Source organism: Staphylococcus sp. Z5-21 (genome assembly GCF_056529615.1).
Genome location: NZ_CP096462.1, coordinates 667,529 through 694,276 on the forward strand (window position 1 = coordinate 667,529; position 26,748 = coordinate 694,276).

The following is a 26,748-nucleotide window of genomic DNA, read 5'->3' on the forward strand; positions in this document are numbered from 1 at the left end:
GGAGATTTTGTAATGATATTACGTTATTTAACAAATTTAAAATTAGCTAAAGAATTATATGGTGCGGCAAAACCTAAAATAAAAGGTGACCAATCTATGAAAGATACGTTTGTTGAAGTATTCAACTTACCAGCAAATGCAGTACCATTAGCAGGTGCTGTTGAAGCGTTAAGTGCAGTATTCTTCGTATTAAGTTTTGCAAGTAAAAGATTATCACGTCTTGGTTCATTGCTAACAATCGCAGTATTAGGTGTAGCAGCATATAAACACTTTGAAGCAGGTCATGGTAAAGCAGGCGCTAAACATGCTTTAGATTTAACTGGATTAGCAGCATTAAGCTTCTTAGACACATTTGACTGTAAGAAAAAATAAGTTGCTTCATTTTTGACTATAAAGTGAAGGATGTAACCATACATTGGTATATCTAGATACTAGAAGTTACTTACTTTTTTAATGAAAGATAAATAACCTAAGACTGCCAACAAAGTCTCCGACCTTGTTGGCAGTTTTTTTATGCCCATTTTCCGAAGGTACGGTCTTAGCCAACAGTCTTCGGCTAATGCTTTTCTCACTAGAGTCAATTTAAATTGCTGTCGATAGGATATGAAAAATAGGATGTTTGATAAATTAAAAAGCAATTCAGTCATTTAGCGCATCATTAGTATGTCGCTAATAAATTATAATTTGAGTTAAGCATATTGAGTATTACAGAAAAATTTTTTAGATCGTTTATTGATGACACATGCATATAAAGAAAAATATAAAAATAGGCAAATTCACTACAAATTTATTTAGTGTTTTTCTCTATATGCTAATGGCTATTTGCGTTTTTAACGAAAAGTAAATAGCCTTTTTTTATTGAAAAATTTTCATACAAAAACACTATGCATTTTGTAAGTTAGAAGATTTGATATTTACAATGGATAACACATTCTTTTTTTAGTAATAAAAAGAATGAATAGCTTAATAAAATTTGAAAATGAAAAGTAAATATTAAAAAAATAGTATGAAATTTTAATATTTCACATAGTTGGTCATATTGAATTCGTTTTAGAAAATGGGATAAAATTAATGTATTAATATTGTTAAGCATCACTAAAACAGATATTAACATCAAGAAAAAACATAAGGAGTGGTTGTATGAATTCACAAACATTTAAATCATTAAATGAGCTTATATCTACGTATCAACAGGGGAAAAAATTTTTTAAGTTCAGTAAACGAGAGTATAAATTAAATTATGAAGAAATATTTATCTTAAATTATATTTATAATTGTGAAGATAATGAAATTACTGCAAAAGATATTGCAAAACACTCAGAACTACAACCGTATTATTTAACGAAAGCTTTGCAAAAATTAATAAAAATGAATTTCTTAAGTAAAAAAAGAAGTGAAATAGACGAAAGAACAGTTGTAGTTTATGTGAATGAGCAACAACGTAAAAGCATTAATGAAATGATTGAAGCATTACAACGCTCATTATAATCATGATAGAATCCCTATAAAATGAAAAATTTTGCGTAAGCCATAACAAGACTAATATTTTGAAAATGCAATTTTATATTATTAGTTATATATTGTACTATAATATGTTTTTGAAAACAAATTAACTGTGGTATACTTATATTTGTTAAATGAAAGCGCATGCATAAAAGCGGGAAAGGTGTTATTATGAATTTACTTATAGGGATTATATTCTTGGGCATCGTGTTATGCTTATTTACATTATTCACAAGCAAAGCACCAAATGGTAGTAAAGCGATGGGGGCACTTGCAAATGCTGCCATTGCATCATTTTTAGTTGAAGCATTTCACAAATATGTCGGCGGTGATTTAATTGGGTTACCTTTTTTAGGTCAACTTGGTGAAGCGGCAGGTGGGCTTGGTGGTGTTGCAGCAGCAGGGTTAGTAGCACTAGCTATGGGTGTGTCTCCTGTTTATGCATTTGTTATTGCAGTTTCATGTGGCAATATGGACTTGTTACCAGGTTTTGTTGCGGCTTATATTGCAAGTTTTGGTATGAAATGGATGGAAGAAAAGTTACCTGATGGGCTTGATTTAATAGCGGCAATCATTGTCATCGCACCTATTACAAGATTGATTGCAACGGGTATGACGCCAGTTGTAGATGCTTCTTTAATGCAAATCGGTAATATCATTAAAGAGTCTACAACTTCGAGTCCAATACTAATGGGTGTGGTATTAGGTAGTATTATCACGGTTGTAGCTACTGCACCATTAAGTTCAATGGCATTAACTGCTTTATTTGGATTAACTGGTACACCTATGGCTATCGGAGCATTAGCAGTGTTTGGTTCGTCATTCATGAATTTTGTATTATTCAAAAGAATGAAGTTTGGTGATCGCAAAACAACCATTTCAGTTGCAATTGAACCTTTGTCACAAGCAGATATCGTAACTGCAAACCCAGTACCTGTTTATATTACAAATTTTGTTGGTGGCGCAATATCAGGCGTAATCATTGCTTCATTTGGTTTGGTGAATGAAGCAACTGGAACAGCTACGCCAATTGCAGGACTGATGTTAATGTTTGGGTTTAACAATGCACTTACTGTGATTACAGTGGCATTGATGTGTGCATTAAGCAGTGCAATTTGTGGTTATTTAGGGTCACTCGTATTTAAAAACTATCCAATTATTACAAAGTACGAATTGCAAAATGGTACAATGCCCAAAAAACTTAAACAATATTATAAATTAAAAAAAACAATGTGCAGAAAGCTTAGCATAATAAAACAGGGATTGAAATCACGAAATTATTATAGAAAAATGAGACGACGCCCTATGGGTCTGTCATAATTCATAAAAAATTGATCTTCTATGATTATTGTTGAAGGACAAAAAAATCTAGTTTCTTCCTATTTAACTAGTAATCATTCATCTGTAACAAGTAGTAGATAATTATTGACGAAAATCTAGCATTTGTTATGTATACTTATAAAATAAAAACGCGCCGGTTGAATGTTCGAATTTCAACTGGCGCGTTTTAATATAACTTCTGGAATAAAAATTTTATGACGCATTCGTTTGCATATAACGTAATGAGCTTGTTTCCATTTTATTAAATATATATTCTAAAATCATTGCTAATAACCAATAAAACATTGCAGCAACAGTGTAGACTGTTATGAAACGGTATCCTTCATTGGCAATAATGTGACTGACTGCCATAATTTCAGTGACTTGAACTGCAAACGCTAGGGAAGTTCCTTTGATTAACATGATGAATTGATTTTCAATATTAGGTAACGCATAAGCAAATGCTTGAGGTAGCACGATTTCTTTATATATATGAAATCTCGTAAGCCCTACAGATTGTGCAGCTTCTATTTGTTCATAATCGACAGATTGCAATCCGCTTTTAATAGATTCTGAAAGGTAGGCAACAGCATGTAATGAAAATACAATAAATGCAATGATTAATGGAGAAAAAATATCAGGATTTATATGCCATTGCAAATGCTCGTTTAAGAATAAAATAAAGGCTGGTAGACCATAATAGACAATGAATAACTGAACGATCAGCGGTGTACTTCTGAAAAAAGAATTGTATATTATAATGAACTGAGATAATACAGGTATACGTTTTAAGCGAATCATTGCGAAGATTAATCCAATGAACAGACCAATGATAATGGCAACAAGTGAAATCATGATTGTATTTGGCACGCCTTTGAGTACTTCAAATATAGTATAAAAAATAAATGACATAGGTCTGTCCTCCTTAAATTTGGTATGGTTTTTGGGCACGTTTATCAATGATTGTAAATACGCCTTGGATAATTAAAGCGATGAGCCAATAAACAACAGAAATGACAATATATACTTCTAACATACCTAAACCATAATTATTACCAATAATTAATTTGACTTGTCCCATCATGTCGATGATTCCGATAGTAAAAGCCAAAGAAGTATCTTTTACAAGTTCGATGATTTGTGTTGTTAAATTTGGAATACTATTGCGCAGCGCTTGTGGTAAGATGATCTCTTTTAATATTCTAGGGTATGTTAAACCTATGGATAAACCTGCTTCAATTTGTCGGTAGTCTACAGATTGGTAACCTGCGCGAATAATTTCAGATAAATAAGCACCAGTGTGTAATGTGAAAGCTAAAATCACAAAAAATAATCTACTGAAATGATTGATATCAATATGTACAAACAACAATAACTGAGGTAAAGCAAAATAAACTAAGAAAAGTTGTAATAGTAAAGGTGTGCTACGAATAAAAGAAATATAGACTTTGACGACAGGTGACAATAATTTAATTTTTTGTATTCGTATGGTTGCTAAAATAAAACCGAGTATCAGTGCAAAAATGAGCGATAAAACAATCATCAATAATGTCAAAGGTAATTGTTGCAAGACTTGATATAATAAATCCAACCAATTTACTGATTGCATTAGCGATGCACCTCCAATTGTGATTTTTTCTTATTAATATCATCTAAATCTTCAAAGACATTAATATCAAAATATTTTTTTGAAAGCGCTTGTAGTTTGCCTTCTTTCTTCAATTCAATCGTAGCCTGGTCAATGTCATCATGTAATTGTTGATGCTTTTTATTGTAAACGATGTGTAATGGTTCTTTTTTAACAATACCACCGATTTTTACATCTTCTTTGACTTGAGATTGTATGGCTTTATAAGTGTTCCAATTCAAAAGCATGGCGTCTCGACGTTGCTGACTAACCATTTTTAAATTATCGCCATTCGAAGGTTCTTGTATCGTATTGACTTGAATCTTATCTGTATGATTTTTATTATATTCAGATAAGATAGAATACAAGCCACCACTAGGAGCCATTGGTGTAATATTTTTCCCTGGTAAATCATCTAAATGATGTATGTCGTTGTTATCACGGTTAACAACGAGCAAAGGTAAAGCATAACTATATGGCTCATCTTGATATAGAAATTGTTTTTCACGTTCAGGTGTTTTGAAGAACCAGTTAATCCCCATATCAAACTTTCCAGCACCAATGCCTACCAAGTTGGATTCTTCTTCGCCTACTTCATATCGAGTCCAATAAATTCGTTGTTTTTCGTAGTGTATAAGTAGGGTGGATTAACTTCTGCTGACAATGCGACTTTAATTTCCTTTTTGTGTGATGAAGTATCATCATTATGAGTAGCATTACAAGCAGACAATAAGAAACATAAAGCGCATAACATCATGAAGAAATATTTTTTGTGTCGTAGCATTAAACATCACGCTCCGTGCCAACATGATTTAAGAAACGCTGGATTCTTTTTGACTTAGTGTTTTCCAATACTTCATGTGGTGTACCACGATGAATAATGTGTCCATCATCAATAAATAGCACTTGGTCAGCGATTGCTTTTGCAAATTGTATTTCGTGAGTAACTAAGACCATTGTCATACCTTCTTGGGCAATCGATTTGATTAGAGAGAGTACGCTTTGTATAGATTCTGGATCCAAGGCTGAGGTTGGTTCATCAAGCAGTAGTACATCAGGATTTAAGGCAAGTGCACGAATGATTCCGATACGTTGACTTTGCCCACCAGATAATTGACTTGGATATTTATCTTTTTGTTTTAATAAATCAATTCTATTTAAATAAGACAGTGCGATGTCATTGGCTTCAGCATGGCTATAATTTTCCCCATATTTTAAACCGACAGTAATATTTTCTAATATTGTTTTATTTTTAAAAAGATTATAATTTTGAAAAACCATCGCGGATTTTTGACGTAATTTGAATATATCTTTTTTATTATGTTTAGAAGCATCAAAGCTTGTATCCCCAATAGTAATAGTCCCTGATTTCGCTAAAGCAAGTGCATTTAGTGTGCGTAAGAGTGTTGTTTTACCAGAACCACTGGGTCCGATAATAGCTGTGACTGTACCTTTATCCTGTGAGAAACTGACGTCATTCAGTATCGTATTCTCATTGTATTTATGTATAAGATGATTAACTGTAATCATATGTGTCCCCCCAATATACCAATAATTATAAATTATCATAATAAATCTTATCGGTAAAGTAAGGATTTGGGGTAGAAACCTTTATTTAAGCCATATCGAGTGTTAAACTTATACTTATATAGAAAGAAATATAATGGACGAGGTGGAAAAAATGGAAGATTCTGCATTAATACATACAGATATTCAAGAAAAATGGATAGCAAAATTGAATACAGTAAAAGATAAATTTAGATCACATGCAGTCTATAATGATCAACATTCTAGGTTTCCATATGAAAATATTGAGTGGTTAGTTAATGAAGGTTATACATTATTAACTTTACCTAAAGCATACGGTGGCGAAGGTGCCTCAGTTGAAGATATGGTTATTATTCAAACCTATTTAGGCTCTATTGATGGTGCAACGGCACTTTCAATTGGCTGGCATCTTAGTGTTGTGGGTCAATTATATGAACAAAAGATGTGGGATGAATCCATGTTAAATCAATTTGCGGAATCTATCAGAAAAGGTGCACTGGTTAATAGAGCTGTAAGTGAAGCGGAAACAGGGAGTCCTACACGAGGTGGTAGACCTGCTACGAATGCAATTAAAAATGAAAATGGCTATATATTAAATGGTGTTAAAACATTTACTTCTATGAGTAAGGGGCTCACGCATTTTATTGTGAGTGCATATGATGAAACGATTGAGCAAGTAGGATTTTATCTTATAGAAAAGGATACACCAGGCGTAGAAATTGCAGATAATTGGAATATGGTAGGAATGAGAGCTACAGAAAGTCACGATTTAATATTAAATGATGTTCAAATACCAGAACAGAATTTTGTAGAAATTAGAGGCGCTGGTGGTAAAAAACCAAACGGCTGGATTCTACATATCCCAAGTACTTATTTAGGCATTGCGCAAGCAGCACGAGATTATGCTGTTGACTTTGCTAAAACTTATAGCCCTAATAGTATAGAAGGTACGATAGGAGATATAACAACCGTTCAGCAAAATATTGGCAAAATGGAATCCTTGCTATTATCTGCGCGTCACTTTTTATGGAGTACAGCATCATTATATTCAAATACCCATTCAGATAAAGCTATATGGAATGAAACATCTGCTAGTAAGGTGTTAGTCATGAATCAAGGACTCGAAGTAATTGATATTGCCATGCGTATTGTCGGTGCTAAGAGCCTTGAAATGGAACGTCCGTTACAACGTTATTATCGAGATATGAGAGCAGGTTTACACAATCCACCAATGGAAGATATGGCATATACTAATATTGCTAAGAGTGTATTAGATAGATTTTAGAAAGTATAAAGACTTGAGAAAGTTTCATTTAATAGTTGTAATTAAAATGCATTTAGACATAGTGTCTGAATGCATTTTTTTAATAACTTAAAAAGCTAAAAATTGACTTTTTACTATTGTAAAATTACTAGAGTCATTATATAATCAATTGGTACTGATAATCATTTTCAATGGAGGAGAATTATGAAAAAATTATTGTTTCCGTTACTTGCTTTAATGCTTATTTTAGCCGCATGTGGTAATAAATCAGATAGTGACTCAAATAGCGACAAAAAGGAAGAAACAAAATCATATAAATTAGATAGTGGAAAAAGTATCGATATTCCTAAAAATCCAGAGCGTATTGCCGTTGTGGCGCCTACATATGCCGGTGGTATTAAATATCTTGGTGGTAAGATTGTGGCAGTAAATGAACAAGTCGATAACAGCAAATTACTTAAAGATAAATTTAAAGGTGTAGAAAAAATTGGGGAAAATGATGTAGAAAAGGTTGCAAAAACAAAACCTGATTTAATCGTTGTTTATTCAACAGATAAAAATATTAAAAAATATGAAAAAATTGCACCTACAGTTGTGTATGACTATGGTAAACATAAGTATTTAGATCAACAAAGAGAATTAGGGAAATTATTAGGTAAAGAAGATGAAGTAAAATCTTGGGAAGATAAATGGAAATCACAAACTAAAAAAGATGGACAAGAAATAAAAGATAAAATAGGCGAAGATGCTACTGTTTCAATCTTTGATGAATTTGATAAAAAACTATATAGCTATGGTCCTAACTGGGGTCGTGGTGGCGAAGTATTATATCAAGCATTTGGTCTGAAGATACCTGATAAACTAAATGATTTAGTTAAAAAAGAAGGATGGGCAGAAGTTAAACAAGAAAAAATTGCTTATTATGCCGGCGACTATATTGTTTCAACAAGTGAAGGTAAATCAACACCTGCTTATGAAAAAGCAGACTTATGGAATAATATTCCAGCGGTACAACAAGATCATGTAATTAAAGTTCAAGCTGAGACATATTGGTACAATGATCCATACACATTAGAATTTATGAGAAAAGATTTAAAAGAAAAATTTTTAAACAATTAAACTAAATTATCAGTACGCTAAATCAATTTGATTGTATGTAGTAAATAATAAGTGCTTTAGGACAGAAAGACTCATTTTTAAAACATTCTAAGATTAGCTATGAAGAAATCTTTACAATAGATTTTTTCATAGCTATTTTTATAGTTTCAAAGAGGAAGGCGCTGCATGTATATGCTAAGGGTAAGGTATAAATATGTAGTTTTTCATTCATAATATGATATTAAACATCAGCATGTTATAAAATGGGTGCAATATATTTATTTTATTAAAGAGTTTATGTGGTCTTATGCTTGTGATGATTTAATGGTTAAAATACTAAAAATGCAACCTAATGTAAACTTTTTATTTTTTAAAGTTTACATTCGTGATATAATTTCTTCATCGAGGAGGAATAACTATGACAACAAAAAGATTAGTATATACAGCATTGATGACAGCAATGATAGCGGTACTAGGCTTTGTGCCTGCGATACCATTGCCGGTAATGCCAGTACCCATTGTTTTACAAAATATAGGTATATTTCTAGCAGCGATACTTCTTGGACGTAAATATGGGACTTTAAGTGTCATTGTTTTACTATTACTAGTAGCAACAGGTCTACCATTATTATCTGGCGGCCGTGGCGGTATTGGTGTATTTGCAGGACCTTCAGCAGGTTTTTTATTTATGTATCCAGTGATTACATACCTGATTGGTTTAGTGAGAGATTTATATTTTAATAAAATGAATTTTGTTGTATTATTAGGTACAACAATTGTGTTCGGTGTATTACTGTTGGATATTGTAGGCACTATCATTATGGGGTGGATAACACATTTACCAATATCTAAGTCAGTAATGCTTTCATTCGTCTTTATGCCTGGAGATTTATTAAAAGCGATTATTGCGAGTTTAATAGGCAATACAATGTTAAACCATAGTCAATTCAAACAATTAATGAAGTAAAAACATATAGGGAAGGTGTATAAATTGGTCATTTCTATGAATGATATTTTTCAACAAGGCACGGTTTATCAAGATGATAATAGTAAAACCATTTATTTAACACCTGAGGAACCGTTAGTATATGATACAAACAAATGGATATATAAGCGAATGCCTACGCTTAATTCTTGGAAATTAGATATGGCTTACCAACAATTTATGCATAAACAACAAGGATCTTCCCACCTTGCATTTACTTTTCCTGAAAATGAGCACCTAGATCAACAATGGTTGGATGAAATAAAAGCATTAGAATTTGAGTTAGGGATTATGGAGCTTTACGCTATCGAACCTCAGCATATCCATCAAGCTATAAACTCAGAAATAGATGTTACAATCGTGAACGATGAAACACTTGAAGATTATATAGCTATTTATCGTAGGTTTGCTGAACCGTATGGGCTAGCATATGCACAAGAAAGTATACAGATGATTCGTAATCAATTTCCACAAGAAAATAAATTGAGAATATTAGCATATAAGGGTGAAGTCCCAGTAGGTATATTAGATTTAATTGTGTCCGCATCGGCGATGGAAATAGATGGATTTGGCGTGTTGGATGAATATCAAAGGCAAGGCATAGGCAGTGTGATGCAATCATTTGTAGCACAGATTGCGAAAGACAAAACGATAATATTGATAGCTGATGGTGAGGATAGCGCGAAAGATATGTATATAAAGCAAGGTTATATCTTTATTAGCTACTGTTATCAAATACTAAAAGAGCATATTTAAAATAATATCAAACGATACTATTATAATAGGAGTAAAGCGGAGACGTAGTTTGTTGATTTATCAACTAATTACATCTCCGCTATTTTTATGCGTTCAGGGTGACTATAAATATTAAAATTTCCTTCTCTAATAAAACCAATGGCTGTAATATTTAAATCTTGTGCGAGTGTTATGGCTAGCGTGGTTGGCGCGGATTTAGAAAGAATAACGCCCACACCGATTTTAGCGGCTTTAATTAATATTTCAGAAGAGATTCTACCACTAAATATAAGTACTTTATTACGTACTGGTATATGTCTTTCGATACAGTAACCATAAAGTTTATCCAGTGCGTTGTGGCGTCCGATATCTTGACGATGTTCGAAAAACGTATCTCCATCACTAATGGCTGCATTGTGTAAACCACCTGTTTGTTTGAATACTTCACTAGCGCTTTGTAAACGTGTCATCATATTCAGTACTTGTTGAGGATTTAATTCAATATTTGACATTGACGTCTTTGCTACTGCTGCATCATTTTGAAAATAAAATTCTCTGCTTTTACCACAACAGGATGCAATCATGCGTTTAGTAGAATACTCGAAGCGTTCTCCTAAGGATTTTGTTAACTCAACGTGCGCAAACCCCTTACTATCATCTATTTGAATAGACTTTAAATCATCGCTTCTTAATATAGCACCTTCAGAAGCTAAAAAACCAAGTGTAAGTTCTTCCATATGATTTGGACTACAAATAACTGTAGCAAATTCTTCACCATTCACCATAATAGTTAATGGAAATTCAGTAACATAGTGATCTTTTTTTTCTATCAGTTTACCATCTTCAAAGCGTACAATTGTTTGATTTGTCAAAACATCTTCATGCATACAAGCACCTCATTTCATATTCTATTATTATTTTAGCTTATTTTTAGTTGTAAAAAAATGATTCGGTTTATAAAGGTATTATCATTACACGATTCTGTTTATAAGTTGCTTTTAACGATTAATCAGATTTAGTTACGTCACAATTGATTTAACATAAAGTGAGAAGTAAACTTAAGGTAAACAATACTAATAGAGGTGATACATGAATGGCAAGTATTAGGGATATTGCACGTCAAGCTGAAGTAAGTCCAGGTACTGTTTCACGTGTTTTAAACAATGATCCAACTTTATCCGTTGCTAAAGAAACGCGGACACGCATAAATCAAATCGCACAAGCGTTACAATACGAAAAAGTTACTAGAAAAAATAAACGTATCCAAATTATTACATACGCTTCTCGAGAGAAAGAAATGTCGGATCCATATTATAGAGAAATCCGATTAGCGATAGAAGCAGAAGTTAAAAGATTAAACTTATCCCTTAAGCGAACAATTAGAATTGATGGGCAACAAGATCATATCGATTTAAACAAAATTGAAAATGCAGGCGCCATTATTGTAATTGGGAATTTTTCTGTAGATGCATTGAACAAATTGAAAACGCACAACGCTAACATGGTGGTCATTAATAATCCAAATACACCTAAATCTATTGATGCTGTGTATTCTGATTTGGATGATGCAATGACAGAACTGCTTAATCGCATTTTAGATAAAGGTCTAACGAAAATTGCATATATTGGTGGGCACCATACAATACGAGAGTTGAATGGTATAACAACTACTAACGCAGCAGATGTTAGATACCAAGCATATCAATCATGGTGTGAAAAACATGACGTCGAAGAAATAGTGTTACTCAATGGATGGGGAAAAACACAGGGAGAGGATGCAGTGAAAGTTTATTTAGAAAGTGATCATGCGTTTCCTCAAGTATTTATTGCTGGCAACGATATGATTGCAATCGGTATTTTACAACAATTGCAACTAAATAAAAAAGCAATCCCTGAAGAAGTGAAATTAATTAGTTTTAATGATTTAGAAGTGATTCAATATGCAGTGCCTTCAATTAGTAGCGTGCATATTCCTGTCGATGAATTTGGGAGAACTGCTGTCAGAATGGCAGAAGAACGTATCAATAACACAAGGCAAATCGCAATTCATGTTGTTGTAGAAGCGAAACTCAAAGCAAGAAACACATTTAAAGTATAGTTAACTTTATTGACAAAACATTTAGTAAACAAGTAAACTTTAATTGTGTTTACTAAAGGGCCGATAGGTATGTGAGATGGTTTAGAAAAAGGAGTGGCAAGCTTATGTTACAGGAAATGCACAAAAAGTTTGAATCTTTATTTGATGTAAAAGCAGATGTGAGGGCGTTTGCACCGGGACGAATTAATCTAATTGGGGAACATACTGATTATAACGGTGGTTATGTATTTCCAGCTGCAATAGAACTGGGGACATATGGTTTAGCATCTAAAAGAACGGATCGTATCATTCAATTATATTCAAATAATTTTGAAGATACAGGTATTGTATCTTTTACATTAGATGAACTTGAATTTAATGAGCAACACGATTGGGCAAACTACCCTAAGGGTGTCGTTAAATATTTAAAAGAAGAATTTAATGATATCAATCAAGGATTCAATATTTTAGTTGAAGGAAATATACCGAATGGTGCGAGTTTATCGTCATCAGCTTCTATTGAATTACTAACTGGCTGGCTAATTAAACAATTATTTAATTTGCATTTAGAGCGCTTACAGTTAATTAAATTAGGACAAGTCGTTGAAAATAAATTTATGGGTGTGAATTCAGGTATAATGGACCAATTTATTATTGGTATGGGTAAAGCAGAGCATGCCATATTATTAGACACCGCTACACTTGATTTTGACTATGTACCTGCTAAATTTGGAGATTATGTCATCTCAATTATGAATACAAATAAAAGACGTTCACTAACTGAAAGTAAATATAATGAACGTAGATCTGAGTGTGAAAACGCACTCTCACAATTACAGCAGCAATTAGAAATCACATCTTTAGGTGAATTATCTTTAGCGCAATTTGAGAAGTACCAATCACTTATTACTGATGAGGTCGTATGTAGACGTGCCAAACACGCGATTTCAGAAAATGAGAGAACGAAGCTTGCACATAAAGCATTGGCTGATAATAACTTTGAACAATTTGGGCAATTACTCAATGCATCACACAAATCATTAAAAGAAGACTACGAAGTTACAGGTATTGAATTAGATACCTTAGCTGAAACAGCTCAGCAAGTAGAGGGTGTATTAGGCGCAAGAATGACAGGTGCTGGTTTTGCAGGATGTGCCATTGCTTTAGTGGATAAAAATAGTATACAGAAGTTAGAAGATGAAGTATCAAAAGCATATATTGATAAAATTGGTTATGCACCTTCGTTTTATCATGTGGGTATAAGTGATGGCGTTAAGGCTTTGTAAGCAATACAAAATGATTAAAAGAAAGGATTTTGAATATGTCTGTTTTAGTATTAGGTGGCGCTGGATATATTGGTAGTCATGCGGTGGATCAATTAATAAGTAGAGGTTACGACGTCGTTGTTGTAGATAATTTAGGGACAGGTCATCGTGTAGCTGTAAATAAAGATGCACGATTTTATGAAGGCGATATACGTGATAAGCCATTTTTAGATCAGGTGTTTACAACTGAAACAATAGAAGGTGTCTTCCATTTCTGTGCATATTCGTTAGTAGGTGAATCTGTTGAGAAACCGTTAGCGTATTTCAACAATAATGTGAATGGTTTACAAGTGTTATTAGAAGTCATGTATGATCATCAAGTAAAACATATTATCTTTTCCTCAACTGCAGCAGTATATGGAGAACCAGATACAGTGCCTATTACTGAAGCAGATTCTAAAACACCGACGAGTCCTTATGGTGAAAGTAAGTTAATGATGGAAAAAATGATGCATTGGAGTCACAATGCTTACAGTGTTAATTATGCAGCCTTGCGTTACTTTAATGTAGCGGGTGCAAAAGAAGAGGGCACTATAGGTGAAGACCACCGTCCAGAGACGCATTTAGTGCCAATTGTATTACAAGTTGCATTGGGACAAAGAGAAGCATTAACGATATTTGGTGATGACTATGATACGGAAGATGGTTCATGTATTCGTGACTACCTTCACGTTGTCGACTTAATAGATGCACATATTTTAGCTTACCAACATTTACAAAATGGTGGGGAATCTGGCGCATTTAATTTAGGAAGTAGTCAAGGGTACTCAGTATTTGAGATATTAGAAGCGGCTCGAAAGGTGACAAACAAACCAATTGAAGCGAAGGTTGGACCTAGAAGAGCTGGAGACCCTAGTAAATTAGTTGCATCAAGTGATAAAGCACAATCAATACTTGGTTGGAAACCAAAACATGATAATATACATGACATTATTGATTCAGCTTGGCGCTGGCATAATCAACATCCAAACGGTTATCAAGAAGATACGGAGGTATAAGGCATGTTATTAAATCAACAATTAGTACAGCAATTTGTCACACAGGCAATTGCATTTGGTGATTATGAACAAGAAGATAACATTTATATTCAAAATCAACTGCTCCGAATTTTAAATGCAATAGGTATTGATGTTGATAATGAATCACCACTAAACCAAGATGCCACTGCAAATGCGATTGCTCAGTATTGGATTGAACAAGCAGTTAATGAAAACTGCCTAGAAGATGCATTATATAAAAAAGAAATCGTTGAAGCACAAATATTAGATTTAATAACACCTCGACCTTCAGTTATTAATCGAAATTTTGTAGAAGCCTATAAAAAATCACCGGAAACAGCTACTAATTATTTTTATGAAATAACTAAACGGAATCATTATGTAAAAGAAGATGCTATTGCTAATAATATTAATTATGAAGTAGAAACAGAATACGATGATATTGAAATTACAATCAATTTATCTAAACCTGAAAAAGATGCAAAGCAAATTGCGAAAGCTAAAGCTGAACCAGCTAAACATTATCCTAAATGTGCACTATGTATTGAAAATGAAGGCTACCAAGGTTCGGTTACACAAGCAGCTCGTACGAATCATCGTATTATACGATTGAAATTAGACGGAAAGTCGTGGGGATTCCAATATTCACCATATGCTTATTTTCCAGAGCATAGCATTGTGTTATCTGAACATCATGTGCCTATGGAAATTAATAAACAAACATTTGTTAATTTGTTAGCGTTTATTGAACAATTTCCACATTATTTTATTGGATCTAATGCAGACATTCCATTAGTTGGTGGATCGATTTTATCACATAATCATTATCAGGCTGGCAAACATGTATTTCCTATGGATAATGCGGCAGAAATAGAGCGGTTTACAATGAATGAATTTTCATCGGTAACAGCGAGTACATTGAATTGGCCAATGAGTGTGATTCGATTAAAAAGCGAAAATCGCGATGAATTAATTAATGCAGCAACATATGTGATGAATACGTGGAATCAATACTCAGATGAAACGATAGATGTAAGGGCATTTAGTAATGATGGTGAAAGACATCATACTGTAACACCGATTGCACGTTATAGACAATCACAATATGAATTAGATATCGTTTTAAGAGATAATCAAACTTCCGAAGCATTTCCAGATGGCATATTCCATCCACATGAGGATGTACAACATATTAAAAAAGAGAACATCGGTTTAATAGAAGTGATGGGTACGGCGATATTACCAGGGCGCTTAAAAGAGGAATTACAACAAGTAAAAACGTATCTTGTGGGTGATAACCAATTAGATTTAGGTATGCACCAACAATGGGCTGAAAATATGAAGCGCACTTATGATATCAATAAACAAAATGTTGACGACATCGTTGATAAAGAAGTCGGTTATAAATTTAAACGTGTGTTAGAAGATGCAGGTGTTTTTAAAAATACCGATACTGGACGCCAAGCATTTAAACGCTTTATCAAACATTTATAATAAAAGCAGCGCATGTCGAATTGATTAGGCTATGTTTAAAAACGCGCTATATTTTATGACATGTTATAAACTGAAAATATTTTTGTCTCAAGGCGGAGTGAAGAAATCAAACTGGACTCATTGATTTCTTCACTCCGCTCTTTTATTTTCTTGATTACAAGCATATAATAAAAGAAAATAGGAGTGATTATTTTGAAAATTAAATTTAAATATTTAATTATTTCATTTATTGTTTTATGTCTTGTGTTAGCAGGATGTTCAAATGGTGATAATAAGGATAATAGTAAAACGAAAAGCGATGAAAAAGCAAAACAAGAATTACATGTTTCTGCAGCAGCAAGTCTAACGGATGTCACTAAGGATTTAGAAAAAGCTTTTAAAAAAGATCATAAAGATGTAGACGTTTCTTTTAATTATGGTGGTTCAGGTGCTTTAAGACAACAAATAGAAAAAGGTGCACCAGTAGATGTATTTATGTCTGCAAATACAAAAGATGTGGACGGACTAGTTGATAAAGACAAAGCACAAAATACATATGAGTATGCTAAAAACCAACTAGTATTAATTGGTGAAAAAGATAGCAACTATCATTCGGTAACTGATATACAAGGCGATGATAAGTTAGCCATTGGTGAAGCAAAATCAGTACCTGCAGGTAAATATGCTGAGCAATATTTAAAAGATAATCATTTATTCGATAAAGTGAAACCAAATTTAGTTTATGCCAAAGATGTGCGTCAAGTATTAAACTATGTTGAAAAAGGTAATGCACAATTAGGTTATGTGTATAAAACAGATTTATATCAATCACAACAAAATGGTAGTAGTAAAGTGAAAGAAATCAATACAGCCGATTTGAAAAAACCAATTACTTATAAAGCAGCTACTACAACAGATAAAAAGTTAGCGAAAGAATGGATAGATTTCTTAAAAACAGATAAGGCCAAAGATATTTTGAAAAAATATCAATTTGATGCATAGGAGGATTTAGCAATGCCAGATATTACACCATTTTGGATATCACTTAAAGTAGCCGTTATAAGTACTATCATAGTAACTTTAATTGGCGTAGTCATTTCAAAATGGTTATATAGACGCCATGGTATCATTGCTAGAATCTTAGAAAGTATCATAGTCTTACCTATTGTTTTACCACCGACTGTGATGGGGTTCATCTTGCTCATAGTGTTTTCACCAAGAAGTTATATTGGGGCATTTTTTGCTAATGTATTACACTTACCCGTAGTGTTTACATTGACTGGTGCAGTCATTGCCTCTGTGATCGTCAGTTTTCCATTGATGTACCAACATACTGTACAAGGTTTCCGCAGTATAGATCATAAGATGCTAAATACAGCTAGGACAATGGGAGCCAGTGAAAGTAAAATATTTTTTAAATTAATTCTACCGCTATCTAAACGTGCAATATTATCTGGTGTAATGATGAGCTTTGCAAGAGCAATTGGTGAATTTGGCGCTACGCTTATGGTGGCTGGCTATATTCCAAACAAGACAAATACATTACCATTAGAGATTTATTTCTTGGTTGAACAAGGTAAGGAAAATCAAGCATGGTTATGGGTGATTGTATTGGTAGCATTTGCGATAACTGTTATAGGTACAATTAATTTATTAAATAAAGATCGTTATCGGGAGGTAGATTAATTGTTACATATACATCTGACACATCAGCTTAAAGCAACACCATTAAGCATACAAATTAATGATGATAAACCAAAGATATATGCAATTAAAGGGCCCTCCGGTATTGGCAAGACGACAATATTAAATATGATAGCGGGTTTAAGGCAACCTGACAACGCATTTATACAAGTGAATAAACGTATTATTTCAGATTCAGCACATGCGATTGATGTGAAAATTCAAAAAAGAAATATTGGCTATCTTTTCCAAGATTACCAACTTTTTCCTAACATGAATGTCTATCAAAATATTACTTTCATGGCACAACCTTCTGATCATATCGATAAATTGATGAAACAACTAAATATTGATCACCTAAAAGATCAATATCCTATGCGTTTATCAGGTGGAGAAGCACAACGCGTGGCTTTAGCTAGAACACTGAGTACAAAGCCAGACTTGATTCTGTTAGATGAACCATTTTCAAGTCTAGACGATTCGACTAAGCATGAAAGTATCCAACTTGTGCAACGTATATTTGAAAAGTGGCAAATTTCTATTATCTTTGTTACACATTCAAATTATGAGGCCACCTCACTAGCGCATGAAATCATCACTATTGGCTAAAATCATTTTCCAAATATAAACTTCAATACTTAAAAACCTGTATGACATAGATAATAGCTATACAGGTTTTTTTAAAAGTATAAGACAAACATCTATAATATGAATGTATTTTTTGATAAATTCAAATGATAATAAGCATCATTTTATTTTAGAAGGGGTGTATATATGAAGATAGAATTTTTAGGAACAGCAGGTGGGTTTCCGTCACTTTATAAGTCCCATTCGCAACATTTACAAGCAATACATAGAACTGGACCAGCTATTTATATACATGACCTCCAATTATTAATTGATACTTCTGAGGATATATTTTATCAATTACGCCGTTCAGAAATTTATGATATAAAATATGGCATATATTCGCATTGGCATCCTGATCATACGATGGGTATAAGAATTTGGGAAACATTAAATTTTGATTTTATAAATAAAGTACCACAATCCAAAAAATCGAAAATAATCCTTACAGAGCAACATGTAAATGATTTTAAAAAATATTTTGGTCATTGGGATCATTTAAACTATCTAGGTGATTTAGGTGTAATTGAAAAAGAGATTATTCCTAACAATGGTCAAATAAAGATAGGTGAAACGACTATAGAGTGGATTCAGCTAGCAGAAGACATTGCATTTGGATTTTATATTACGACATCCACATTACGCATTTTAATTATCCCGGATGAAATTAAAGGTTATCACCCAATAGAAAAATTGAAGAACGTTGATGTTGCGATTTTACCATTTGGTAGTAATGAAGTTAATCCAGTTACCAAAGAACGAATTCACGAAAATGGTATGCTAGCAGCGTTAGGTGAAATTACTTTTCAAGAAAGTGTGACTATCGCGCGTGAAATCAATGCAACACACACTTACTTTACACACATAGAAGCAACGGAAAACTTAAATGAAACACACATTGAACAATTAGAACAGCAATTAAAAGAGGAAGGATTGTTGACTACCATTGCTTACGATGGTTTACAAATTACAATAGAATAAATATGGCAACAACCATTAATAAAGTACCCTTCAAAGCCTACACAACAAAGTGAAATGGAGAAGGGTACTTTTTTAGTTAAATATTGATCAGCTTTGTGAAGCGCTAGTTTGATTTGGAATAGGAAAATAATCAAAAATTTCTCCGGAATGTAGTGCTTCGGAAAGTGTAGATAGCCAAGCATAATAGACTTTGGAATGTTCAATTTGTTCTAACATTTTATTGGCATCTTCAATCCATTCTGGTTCTGCATCTTCAGAATCAATAATAGGGAAGAGTAATTTTTCTGCTCGTTGAATGGCTTCTAAATTTAATTTGATTTCACGATTCCATTTTTGCGAGAAAAAATTACCGAAAAACGTAAAGAAATCTTTTTCTGCTGTAAAGTGTTGTTTTCTGCTACCTCTAATAAATTGTTGCTTTACACCATCAAATTCTTGTAGTCGTTTAACACCGGCACTCATACTTGGTTTACTCATTTGTAACTCATAACGCATTTCATCTAATGTCATGCTTTTTTGTTCGAAAACCATCGTGCCATAAAGATTACCTACACTCCGATTGACACCGTAAAGATCCATTGTTTCTCCAATAGAGTTAATTACGATATCTTTCGCTTCTTCTAATAGTTGTTCAAAGTTTTTTGATCGCGCCATGAATTCACCTCAAAATAATATTTGATTCATTGTACCATGAAGTTAAGATAATAGGATATGTTCAGAATGTTGAAAATACTTGTCTATATTAATGAAAGATAAAATAAAAACACGCATTAGAGCTGAATAAAGATAAGGGGAAACACTACTTTATAACAATATTAATTTTAAACCGTTGTTACATTGGAGACCAAGATTTATAATAGAAATAATGATGTGAAGAGAGGGTTATTCGTGTGACACAGGATCGATATTCAAGACAAATGTTATTTAAACATATTGGATCAAACGGACAGGATAAAATTAAGAGACAGCATGTACTTATTGTTGGTATGGGTGCTTTAGGTACACATCTTGCAGAGGGTTTAGTGCGCTCTGGCATAGGTGAACTTACGATTGTGGATAGAGATTATATTGAATACAGTAATCTTCAAAGGCAAACATTATTTTCAGAAGCGGATGCAGATGCAGCATTGCCTAAGGTCATTGCTGCAGAAACAAAATTATTAGCAATTCGTAAAGATGTCGTCATACACAGTCATATCGCACATGTTGATCGTCAATTTTTAGAAGCGCATGCTACAAATATTTCTTTGATTTTAGATGCTACAGATAATTTTGAAACGCGGCAATTAATTAATGACTATGCGTATCAACAGAATATACCATGGATTTATGGTGGTGTAGTGCAAAGTACTTATATAGAAGCTGCATTTATACCTGGCACAACACCGTGCTTTAATTGCATGGTACCACAATTGCCAACCATCAATATGACGTGTGATACGGTAGGTGTTATACAACCCGCTGTAACGATGACGACAAGTTTACAAGTACGCGATGCATTGAAACTATTGATAGAACATACGCCTGATACTAAATTGACTTATGGTGATTTATGGGAAGGTACACATTTTAGCTTTGGATTTAGTAAATTATATAGAACAAATTGTCCAACTTGTGGTCAAAATCCAACATATCCCCATTTAAATGAAACCAAACGTCAGTATGTTAGTTTGTGTGGAAGAGATACGGTGCAATATGAAAACCCTAATATTTCCCAGGAAATGCTAGGTGTATTTTTAAATCAACACAAAATCGCATTTAAACGTAACCCTTATATCATTCAATTTCAATATAAAGGTTATCGTATCGTCAGTTTTAAAGGTGGACGTATGCTGATACATGGCATGAAGCAACCACAAGAAGCAATTAAATTAATAAATCAATTATTTGGATAAATGAGGTGGGCATCGTGCATACAAATGTGCAATTAGACAAAGATATAAAATGTGCTATTTTAACCGTTTCTGATACAAGAGATTATGAAACGGATAGGGGGGGCCAATTGGCTCAATCACTACTTTCTGAATTGAATGTAAGTATTGCTACTGAGCATTATCGAATTGTTAAAGATGAACAAGACTTAATTCAAAAACAACTACAAGAATGGTTAAAGGAAGATATAGATGTCATTATTACAACTGGTGGTACAGGGATTGCTCAGAGGGACGTTACAATAGAAGCTGTATCAGCACTAATCACAAAAGAAATTGAGGGTTTTGGTGAATTATTTAGATATTTGAGTTATACCGAAGATGCTGGAACACGCGCACTTTTATCAAGAGCGATTGCAGGCGCAGTTGGAGATAAGTTGATTTTTAGCATTCCTGGTTCAACAGGCGCTGTTAAATTAGCGTTGAACAAGTTGATAAAACCAGAATTAAATCACCTAGTGAATGAAATCACTAAATAACAAAAGCGCCAAGTGTAGCTTGAATTCTGATTTATTTAATAGAATTGCGACACTTCGCGCTCAGTTTATATAGTTTCTACTAAAAAATGATGGTCATGACTTCAGTTTACTTTGGGTAATTCAAGGAGTCATTATCTTTAATTATCTTGGCGCTGATAGTCGCCTGATTTCCCACCTGATTTGGATAACAGATAGGTTTCACCGATTACCATACTTTTATCTAATGCTTTTGTCATGTCATATACGGTAAGGGCAACAGCAGTAGCAGCTGTTAGTGCTTCCATTTCAACGCCAGTTTTACCTGTAGTAGAGACAATCGTCTGTATATTAAGTGTGTATGATTGTTCATTTTCTTGCCAATCAAATGTTACATCTATGCCAGTTAGTGGTAATGGGTGACACATAGGAATAATATCTGCAGTATTTTTAGCGGCCATAATCCCCGCAATTTGAGCAGTATTTAAAACATTCCCTTTTTGATTTGTATGTTCGACAATTTGTTTATAAATTTCCGAGTTAACTGTGATACTTGAATGTGCAATTGCAGTACGTTTAGAAATGTTTTTTTCTGAAACATCTACCATTTTAGCATTGCCTTGGTGATTTATATGCGTAAATTCAGACAAAATATCCCTCCTAATCGTTTCTTAGTATATCACGAAATTAATTTATGTAAGGAGTAGATTTAAAATGCCAGTAGAAAAAAGAACGCCAATTCCTGTAAGTGAAGCAATTGAACGTGTAGTCAATCAATCGATTTATACGCAACAAGTAGAAGTTCCATTAAATGAGAGTATCCATCATATTTTAGCCGAAGATATCATTGCGACATATGAAATTCCACGGTTTAATAAATCTCCCTATGATGGCTTTGCTATTCGCAGTAAGGATACGGTAGGTGCTAGTGGTGAACAACGTGTAAGCTTTAATGTGATTGATCATATTGGTGCAGGATCTGTTTCTGATAAAACGGTAGGCGCTTTCGAGGCGGTTCGGATTATGACAGGGGCTGCTCTACCAGAAGGTACAGATGCAGTGGTTATGTTAGAACAAACTGTTGAAAACGGACATAGTTTTACTTTGAGAAAACCCTTTGAGCCAAATGAAAATGTTTCTTTAAAGGGTGAGGAAACAGAGATAGGAGATATCGTACTGCAAAAGGGACAATTAATTAATTCCGGTGCCATTGCTGTATTAGCAACTTACGGTTATACACAAGTAAAAGTAAATAAAAAGCCAAGTGTAGGTGTTATAGCTACTGGTAGTGAGTTATTGGATGTGAATGATGCTTTAGAATCAGGGAAAATTAGGAATTCAAATGGTCCTATGATTACAGCCTTATCGCAAAAATTAGGGTTAAGTGCTATTGCATATCAAATTCAAGAAGATGATTTGGACAGTAGTATTCAAGTCGTAAAAGAAGCAATGGCTAAACATGATATTGTCATTACGACTGGTGGCGTATCGGTGGGTGATTTCGATTATCTGCCACAAATATATGAAGCATTAAATGCAGAAGTACTATTCAATAAAATAGCGATGCGACCAGGTAGTGTTACGACTGTAGCAGTTGCAAATGAAACCTATCTATTTGGATTATCTGGGAATCCATCGGCTTGCTATACTGGTTTTGAGTTATATGTTAAACCGGCAGTACTTCATATGATGGGTGCTAATGCAATATATCCTCAAGTAATACAAGCGACATTAATGGAAGATTTTAAAAAGGCGAACCCATTTACAAGATTTATACGTGCCACAGCGACGTTGAATGGAAAAGAAATGACGGTAGTACCATCAGGGTTTAATAAATCAGGCGCTGTAGTTGCGATAGCCCATAGTAATGCTATGATTATGCTTCCAGGTGGAACGAGAGGCTATAGTCAAGGACATACGGTTAACGTCATATTGACGGAATCACAAACATACGAAAAGACATGTTTTATATGATTTTACAAATTGTGGGTTATAAAAACGCTGGAAAAACGACGTTAATGTCACATACAATCCAATTTTTAAAATCACATTTGTTAACAGTGGCAACTGTTAAACATCACGGATTTAACCAATTAGTTAATCAAGAAGCGGATATCACATTACAAAATGATCAAGTTGACCATATGAAACATTTTAATGCAGGCGCTGATCAAAGTATTGTACAAGGTAAGTCTTATCAACAGTCGGTAACAAGAAAAGAAAATCAAAGTCTTGAGGAAATTATCAGCGAATCTGTTACAATAGATTGTGACGTGATACTCGTAGAAGGCTTTAAATCTGCACGATTCGATAAAGTAGTTGTTTATCAAGATGAGAAAGAACGTCAAAGTCTAAGCCATTTAACGAATGTAAAATACTATGTGAATTTGGCCGAAACAGATGCATTGACGCTTTATAATCAATGGCTATTTCATTATTTTAAAATAGAAGGAATGCATTAAATGAAGCAATTCGAAGTGAAGTGTGACCCGATACAAACTGAGCCATATAGAGATTATGTCTTGGATGAAAATCAAGGCGCGGTAGTTGTTTTTACAGGTCATGTAAGAGAGTGGACGAAAGGTGTTAAAACAGAATACTTAGAATATGAAGCATATATTCCTATGGCTGAGAAGAAGCTCGCTCAAATTGGAGACGAAATATCACAGAAATGGCCTGGAACAAAAACAGCAATTGTTCATAGAATTGGACCACTGAATATATCTGATATTGCTGTACTTATCAGTGTATCCTCGCCACATCGAAAGGATGCATATCGCGCAAATGAATATGCCATCGAACGAATCAAAGCAATTGTGCCTATATGGAAAAAGGAAATATGGGAAGATGGCGCTCAATGGCAAGGGCATCAGTATGGGAATCACAATGATGCAGTTGAGGGGGAATAGTAATTATGAAAATACTATACTTTGCAGAATTAAAAGAAATTTTAGCTAAACAGACTGAAACAATTGATTTAAGTTATGATATTACGGTAGATGATTTTACTAAAGATTTATTTGAACGTTATCCTCAAATCAAGGATAAGCAATTTCAAATTGCAGTAAATGAAGAATTCGTCAAAAGTGATGACATCGTACATCAAGATGATACAGTGGCATTAATTCCACCAGTTAGCGGAGGGTAAAAAAACATGAAAGCAATTATACTTGCCGGAGGACAATCAGAAAGATTCGGCGAACCAAAGGCTTTTGCTCAAATAAATGCGCAACCATTTTATAAGCGTATTATTGACGTTTTAGAGGGTACAAATATGTTTAATCAAGTTATTATCAGTACAAATGAGACATTAGCATCTCAATTTGATCATTCTGATATTATTATTGATGAAGATCAAAATAAGGATAAAGGTCCTTTGGCAGGTATTCAGTCAGTCATTCAGCATTATGAAAGTGAGGAACTGTTCTTTGTTGTGTCGGTTGATACACCTATGATTTCTCAAAAAGCTGTGAGTAAACTATATCAATTCATGGTAGAACACCTTATAGAAGACCAATTAGATATCGCTGGGTTTAAGGAAAAGGGCAGACCCATACCGACTATTGCTTTTTATAGTCCGCACACATTGCCATATATTGATGATGCATTAAATTCAAACGATTATAGTTTGAAAAGTGTTTATAATAAAGTGAAAAGTGATTGGTTAGATGTAAATTTAATTGAATCACCAGATTATTGGTACAAAAATATTAATTATCAACAAGATTTGGACTCTTTACAACAAGATATATTAAATAGATAAGGGGACCTAATGTTATGGTAGAGCAAATAACTGATAAACTTGGACGTCCGATTCGTGATTTAAGACTGTCAGTTACAGATCGTTGCAATTTCCGTTGTGATTATTGCATGCCGAAAGAAATATTTGGTGATGACTTTGTATTCTTACCTAAAGATGAGTTGCTTACCTTTGATGAAATGGTACGTATTGCACAGGTATACACGCAATTAGGCGTGAAAAAAATAAGAATTACAGGTGGGGAACCATTACTAAGACGTGATTTAGATAAATTGATATACCAGTTAAATCAATTAGAAGGTGTAGAAGATATTGGTTTAACGACAAATGGTTTATTATTAAAAAAACACGGTCAAAAATTATACGATGCTGGCTTGAGACGTATCAATGTCAGCCTAGATGCAATAGACGATGCTGTGTTCCAAGCCATAAACAATAGAAATATTAAGGCTTCTACGATTTTACAACAAATTGATTATGCAGTTGCTATAGGATTTCAAGTGAAAGTAAATGTAGTGGTACAAAAAGGTGTAAATGATGACCAGATCGTACCTATGGTGCAATACTTTAAAGATAAAGATGTACAAATTCGATTTATTGAATTTATGGACGTTGGTAATGATAATGGTTGGGACTTTAGTAAAGTTGTGTCAAAAGACGAAATGCTTGAAATGATAGAGCAGAATTTTGATATTGAGCCAGTGGCACCGAAATATTATGGTGAAGTTGCAAATAATTATCAGCATAAAGATAATAAAGCACAATTTGGTTTGATAACAAGTGTTTCTCAGTCATTCTGTTCTACTTGTACACGTGCACGTCTTTCATCAGATGGTAAGTTTTATGGATGTTTATTTAGTACTGTAGATGGATTTAATGTTAAGTCATTTATGCGCAATGGCGCAACTGATAATGAATTATTCGAACAATTTAAAGCATTATGGAATATCAGAGATGACCGCTATTCTGATGAACGAACTGAACAAACAGTTGCAAATAGAAAACGTAAAAAAATAAACATGAATTATATAGGTGGATAATAAAAAATGAAATGAGTCTGGGACAAAATAGATGTCTCAGATTTTTTTCATTTAGGCAGTAGATGACTGAATTGAAAATGGAAAGATGCCTAATTTTAATTGCCTTTTAATAAATTTCAAGGTCAAAATGATAGGATGCTTAACCTTTAATGATATTTAATTTCGCAAAATATAAAATAGATAAAATTTGTTAATATATGTCTAAAGATATTGAGTAATACAAATTTTTTTAAGATGTTCATTTGAGATTATATAAATTATATTCAATTGAAGATAATATTTATCTGTTTCAATAAAAATAATAGATTAAATGAAGAA

General features: G+C 33.4%; 28 protein-coding genes and 2 pseudogenes. 23 read left to right on the plus strand and 7 right to left on the minus strand.

Annotated features, from left to right (window positions below; all coding sequences use genetic code 11):
* Window positions 1-12: 12 nt before the first annotated feature.
* From M1D64_RS03095 to M1D64_RS03105, 3 genes and pseudogenes are all read left to right on the plus strand, one after another.
* Window positions 13-372, plus strand: a complete 360-nt coding sequence (locus tag M1D64_RS03095; protein ID WP_011302556.1) for a hypothetical protein — start codon at window positions 13-15, stop codon at window positions 370-372.
* A gap of 768 nt (window positions 373-1,140) precedes the next feature.
* On the plus strand, window positions 1,141-1,488 hold the full coding sequence (locus M1D64_RS03100) for a transcriptional regulator, SarA/Rot family (protein WP_002482566.1): 348 nt from the start codon (window positions 1,141-1,143) through the stop codon (window positions 1,486-1,488).
* 186 nt (window positions 1,489-1,674) lie between these two features.
* Window positions 1,675-2,685, plus strand: a pseudogene (locus M1D64_RS03105) (PTS sugar transporter subunit IIC); the annotation flags it as partial.
* A gap of 351 nt (window positions 2,686-3,036) precedes the next feature.
* Here M1D64_RS03105 and M1D64_RS03110 read toward each other — a convergent pair.
* The 4 genes and pseudogenes from M1D64_RS03110 to M1D64_RS03125 form a co-directional block, all read right to left on the minus strand.
* The gene (locus tag M1D64_RS03110) at window positions 3,037-3,735 is read right to left on the minus strand and encodes an amino acid ABC transporter permease (protein WP_002482569.1); all 699 of its coding nucleotides are present in this window, start codon (window positions 3,733-3,735) and stop codon (window positions 3,037-3,039) included.
* 13 nt (window positions 3,736-3,748) lie between these two features.
* On the minus strand, window positions 3,749-4,432 hold the full coding sequence (locus M1D64_RS03115; protein WP_037537886.1) for an amino acid ABC transporter permease: 684 nt from the start codon (window positions 4,430-4,432) through the stop codon (window positions 3,749-3,751).
* Window positions 4,432-5,234, minus strand: a pseudogene (locus tag M1D64_RS03120) (transporter substrate-binding domain-containing protein). The gene M1D64_RS03115 and the pseudogene M1D64_RS03120 overlap by 1 nt, the downstream one beginning before the upstream one ends.
* Complete coding sequence (locus tag M1D64_RS03125) at window positions 5,234-5,980, minus strand: amino acid ABC transporter ATP-binding protein (protein ID WP_069821529.1); 747 nt, start codon at window positions 5,978-5,980, stop codon at window positions 5,234-5,236. The pseudogene M1D64_RS03120 and the gene M1D64_RS03125 overlap by 1 nt, the downstream one beginning before the upstream one ends.
* A 151-nt stretch (window positions 5,981-6,131) precedes the next feature.
* Between M1D64_RS03125 and M1D64_RS03130 the strand changes: the two genes are divergently transcribed.
* The 4 genes from M1D64_RS03130 (at window position 6,132) to M1D64_RS03145 (ending at window position 10,101) form a co-directional block, all read left to right on the plus strand.
* Window positions 6,132-7,283 carry an acyl-CoA dehydrogenase family protein gene (locus M1D64_RS03130; RefSeq protein WP_037537889.1) on the plus strand — a complete coding sequence of 384 codons (1,152 nt, stop codon included), beginning with the start codon at window positions 6,132-6,134 and terminating at the stop codon, window positions 7,281-7,283.
* Between the two features lie 183 nt (window positions 7,284-7,466).
* Window positions 7,467-8,381, plus strand: coding sequence for an ABC transporter substrate-binding protein (locus tag M1D64_RS03135; RefSeq protein WP_194379133.1), 915 nt, complete (start codon window positions 7,467-7,469; stop codon window positions 8,379-8,381).
* A gap of 397 nt (window positions 8,382-8,778) precedes the next feature.
* Window positions 8,779-9,327: a biotin transporter BioY gene (locus M1D64_RS03140; RefSeq protein ID WP_011302565.1), complete on the plus strand. Its 549-nt coding sequence runs from the start codon at window positions 8,779-8,781 to the stop codon at window positions 9,325-9,327.
* Window positions 9,328-9,363: 36 nt separating this feature from the next.
* Window positions 9,364-10,101, plus strand: a complete 738-nt coding sequence (locus M1D64_RS03145) for a GNAT family N-acetyltransferase (RefSeq protein ID WP_002482576.1) — start codon at window positions 9,364-9,366, stop codon at window positions 10,099-10,101.
* A gap of 68 nt (window positions 10,102-10,169) precedes the next feature.
* Here M1D64_RS03145 and fdhD read toward each other — a convergent pair whose 3' ends face one another.
* Window positions 10,170-10,967 carry a formate dehydrogenase accessory sulfurtransferase FdhD gene (gene fdhD / locus M1D64_RS03150; protein WP_002482577.1) on the minus strand — a complete coding sequence of 266 codons (798 nt, stop codon included), beginning with the start codon at window positions 10,965-10,967 and terminating at the stop codon, window positions 10,170-10,172.
* A gap of 206 nt (window positions 10,968-11,173) precedes the next feature.
* Here fdhD and M1D64_RS03155 point away from each other — a divergent pair, with 206 nt between their 5' ends.
* The 8 genes from M1D64_RS03155 (at window position 11,174) to M1D64_RS03190 (ending at window position 19,244) form a co-directional block, all read left to right on the plus strand.
* Window positions 11,174-12,178: a LacI family DNA-binding transcriptional regulator gene (locus M1D64_RS03155; RefSeq protein ID WP_115338414.1), complete on the plus strand. Its 1,005-nt coding sequence runs from the start codon at window positions 11,174-11,176 to the stop codon at window positions 12,176-12,178.
* A gap of 104 nt (window positions 12,179-12,282) precedes the next feature.
* Complete coding sequence (locus M1D64_RS03160) at window positions 12,283-13,443, plus strand: galactokinase (protein WP_011302569.1); 1,161 nt, start codon at window positions 12,283-12,285, stop codon at window positions 13,441-13,443.
* 35 nt (window positions 13,444-13,478) lie between these two features.
* Window positions 13,479-14,480, plus strand: coding sequence for a UDP-glucose 4-epimerase GalE (galE, locus tag M1D64_RS03165; protein WP_069821527.1), 1,002 nt, complete (start codon window positions 13,479-13,481; stop codon window positions 14,478-14,480).
* A 3-nt stretch (window positions 14,481-14,483) separates the two neighbouring features.
* A complete protein-coding gene (gene galT / locus M1D64_RS03170) occupies window positions 14,484-15,974 on the plus strand; it encodes a UDP-glucose--hexose-1-phosphate uridylyltransferase (protein WP_069821526.1) in 1,491 nt (496 codons plus the stop codon).
* 198 nt (window positions 15,975-16,172) lie between these two features.
* On the plus strand, window positions 16,173-16,955 hold the full coding sequence (gene modA, locus M1D64_RS03175) for a molybdate ABC transporter substrate-binding protein (protein ID WP_037537991.1): 783 nt from the start codon (window positions 16,173-16,175) through the stop codon (window positions 16,953-16,955).
* Window positions 16,956-16,967: 12 nt separating this feature from the next.
* Window positions 16,968-17,639 (plus strand): molybdate ABC transporter permease subunit, encoded by a 672-nt coding sequence (gene modB / locus M1D64_RS03180; RefSeq protein ID WP_002482583.1) that lies wholly within the window; start codon window positions 16,968-16,970, stop codon window positions 17,637-17,639.
* Window positions 17,640-18,245, plus strand: a complete 606-nt coding sequence (locus M1D64_RS03185; protein WP_002482584.1) for an ATP-binding cassette domain-containing protein — start codon at window positions 17,640-17,642, stop codon at window positions 18,243-18,245.
* 165 nt (window positions 18,246-18,410) lie between these two features.
* Entirely contained in the window at window positions 18,411-19,244 is an 834-nt protein-coding gene (locus M1D64_RS03190) for an MBL fold metallo-hydrolase (protein ID WP_069821525.1), read from the plus strand.
* 87 nt (window positions 19,245-19,331) lie between these two features.
* On the opposite strand, the gene cudC is transcribed toward M1D64_RS03190, so the two are convergent.
* Window positions 19,332-19,898 carry a choline uptake/conversion transcriptional regulator CudC gene (gene cudC / locus M1D64_RS03195; protein ID WP_002482586.1) on the minus strand — a complete coding sequence of 189 codons (567 nt, stop codon included), beginning with the start codon at window positions 19,896-19,898 and terminating at the stop codon, window positions 19,332-19,334.
* Between the two features lie 236 nt (window positions 19,899-20,134).
* Between cudC and M1D64_RS03200 the strand changes: the two genes are divergently transcribed.
* Together M1D64_RS03200 and M1D64_RS03205 are read left to right on the plus strand one after the other, a co-directional pair.
* Entirely contained in the window at window positions 20,135-21,139 is a 1,005-nt protein-coding gene (locus M1D64_RS03200; protein WP_069826091.1) for a ThiF family adenylyltransferase, read from the plus strand.
* Window positions 21,140-21,153: 14 nt separating this feature from the next.
* On the plus strand, window positions 21,154-21,654 hold the full coding sequence (locus M1D64_RS03205) for a MogA/MoaB family molybdenum cofactor biosynthesis protein (RefSeq protein WP_069821523.1): 501 nt from the start codon (window positions 21,154-21,156) through the stop codon (window positions 21,652-21,654).
* 137 nt (window positions 21,655-21,791) lie between these two features.
* On the opposite strand, the gene moaC is transcribed toward M1D64_RS03205, so the two are convergent.
* Window positions 21,792-22,280: a cyclic pyranopterin monophosphate synthase MoaC gene (moaC, locus tag M1D64_RS03210; protein WP_037537903.1), complete on the minus strand. Its 489-nt coding sequence runs from the start codon at window positions 22,278-22,280 to the stop codon at window positions 21,792-21,794.
* 64 nt (window positions 22,281-22,344) lie between these two features.
* Here moaC and M1D64_RS03215 point away from each other — a divergent pair, with 64 nt between their 5' ends.
* The 6 genes from M1D64_RS03215 to moaA are packed head-to-tail and all read left to right on the plus strand — an operon-like array spanning window position 22,345 to window position 26,430.
* On the plus strand, window positions 22,345-23,604 hold the full coding sequence (locus M1D64_RS03215) for a molybdopterin molybdotransferase MoeA (RefSeq protein ID WP_002482590.1): 1,260 nt from the start codon (window positions 22,345-22,347) through the stop codon (window positions 23,602-23,604).
* Window positions 23,601-24,092 (plus strand): molybdopterin-guanine dinucleotide biosynthesis protein B, encoded by a 492-nt coding sequence (gene mobB / locus M1D64_RS03220; RefSeq protein WP_037537907.1) that lies wholly within the window; start codon window positions 23,601-23,603, stop codon window positions 24,090-24,092. Before M1D64_RS03215 ends, mobB begins: the two co-directional genes overlap by 4 nt.
* Window positions 24,093-24,539 (plus strand): molybdenum cofactor biosynthesis protein MoaE, encoded by a 447-nt coding sequence (locus M1D64_RS03225; RefSeq protein WP_069821522.1) that lies wholly within the window; start codon window positions 24,093-24,095, stop codon window positions 24,537-24,539.
* 5 nt (window positions 24,540-24,544) lie between these two features.
* Window positions 24,545-24,778 carry a molybdopterin converting factor subunit 1 gene (gene moaD / locus M1D64_RS03230; RefSeq protein WP_002482593.1) on the plus strand — a complete coding sequence of 78 codons (234 nt, stop codon included), beginning with the start codon at window positions 24,545-24,547 and terminating at the stop codon, window positions 24,776-24,778.
* Window positions 24,779-24,784: 6 nt separating this feature from the next.
* Window positions 24,785-25,393 (plus strand): molybdenum cofactor guanylyltransferase MobA, encoded by a 609-nt coding sequence (gene mobA, locus M1D64_RS03235; RefSeq protein WP_002482594.1) that lies wholly within the window; start codon window positions 24,785-24,787, stop codon window positions 25,391-25,393.
* A 14-nt stretch (window positions 25,394-25,407) separates the two neighbouring features.
* Complete coding sequence (moaA, locus tag M1D64_RS03240; protein WP_037537911.1) at window positions 25,408-26,430, plus strand: GTP 3',8-cyclase MoaA; 1,023 nt, start codon at window positions 25,408-25,410, stop codon at window positions 26,428-26,430.
* Window positions 26,431-26,748 lie beyond the last annotated feature (318 nt).

Excerpts from the sequence above, each read along its gene's own strand:
- M1D64_RS03095 (WP_011302556.1), top strand. The coding sequence starts at position 13 with ATGATATTACGTTATTTAACAAATTTAAAATTAGCTAAAGAATTATAT.
- M1D64_RS03100 (WP_002482566.1), top strand. The coding sequence starts at position 1,141 with ATGAATTCACAAACATTTAAATCATTAAATGAGCTTATATCTACGTAT.
- M1D64_RS03110 (WP_002482569.1), bottom strand. The coding sequence starts at position 3,735 with ATGTCATTTATTTTTTATACTATATTTGAAGTACTCAAAGGCGTGCCA.
- M1D64_RS03115 (WP_037537886.1), bottom strand. The coding sequence starts at position 4,432 with ATGCAATCAGTAAATTGGTTGGATTTATTATATCAAGTCTTGCAACAA.
- M1D64_RS03125 (WP_069821529.1), bottom strand. The coding sequence starts at position 5,980 with ATGATTACAGTTAATCATCTTATACATAAATACAATGAGAATACGATA.
- M1D64_RS03130 (WP_037537889.1), top strand. The coding sequence starts at position 6,132 with ATGGAAGATTCTGCATTAATACATACAGATATTCAAGAAAAATGGATA.
- M1D64_RS03135 (WP_194379133.1), top strand. The coding sequence starts at position 7,467 with ATGAAAAAATTATTGTTTCCGTTACTTGCTTTAATGCTTATTTTAGCC.
- M1D64_RS03140 (WP_011302565.1), top strand. The coding sequence starts at position 8,779 with ATGACAACAAAAAGATTAGTATATACAGCATTGATGACAGCAATGATA.
- M1D64_RS03145 (WP_002482576.1), top strand. The coding sequence starts at position 9,364 with ATGAATGATATTTTTCAACAAGGCACGGTTTATCAAGATGATAATAGT.
- fdhD (WP_002482577.1), bottom strand. The coding sequence starts at position 10,967 with ATGCATGAAGATGTTTTGACAAATCAAACAATTGTACGCTTTGAAGAT.
- M1D64_RS03155 (WP_115338414.1), top strand. The coding sequence starts at position 11,174 with ATGGCAAGTATTAGGGATATTGCACGTCAAGCTGAAGTAAGTCCAGGT.
- M1D64_RS03160 (WP_011302569.1), top strand. The coding sequence starts at position 12,283 with ATGTTACAGGAAATGCACAAAAAGTTTGAATCTTTATTTGATGTAAAA.
- galE (WP_069821527.1), top strand. The coding sequence starts at position 13,479 with ATGTCTGTTTTAGTATTAGGTGGCGCTGGATATATTGGTAGTCATGCG.
- galT (WP_069821526.1), top strand. The coding sequence starts at position 14,484 with ATGTTATTAAATCAACAATTAGTACAGCAATTTGTCACACAGGCAATT.
- modB (WP_002482583.1), top strand. The coding sequence starts at position 16,968 with ATGCCAGATATTACACCATTTTGGATATCACTTAAAGTAGCCGTTATA.
- M1D64_RS03190 (WP_069821525.1), top strand. The coding sequence starts at position 18,411 with ATGAAGATAGAATTTTTAGGAACAGCAGGTGGGTTTCCGTCACTTTAT.
- cudC (WP_002482586.1), bottom strand. The coding sequence starts at position 19,898 with ATGGCGCGATCAAAAAACTTTGAACAACTATTAGAAGAAGCGAAAGAT.
- M1D64_RS03215 (WP_002482590.1), top strand. The coding sequence starts at position 22,345 with ATGCCAGTAGAAAAAAGAACGCCAATTCCTGTAAGTGAAGCAATTGAA.
- mobB (WP_037537907.1), top strand. The coding sequence starts at position 23,601 with ATGATTTTACAAATTGTGGGTTATAAAAACGCTGGAAAAACGACGTTA.
- M1D64_RS03225 (WP_069821522.1), top strand. The coding sequence starts at position 24,093 with ATGAAGCAATTCGAAGTGAAGTGTGACCCGATACAAACTGAGCCATAT.
- moaD (WP_002482593.1), top strand. The coding sequence starts at position 24,545 with ATGAAAATACTATACTTTGCAGAATTAAAAGAAATTTTAGCTAAACAG.
- mobA (WP_002482594.1), top strand. The coding sequence starts at position 24,785 with ATGAAAGCAATTATACTTGCCGGAGGACAATCAGAAAGATTCGGCGAA.
- moaA (WP_037537911.1), top strand. The coding sequence starts at position 25,408 with ATGGTAGAGCAAATAACTGATAAACTTGGACGTCCGATTCGTGATTTA.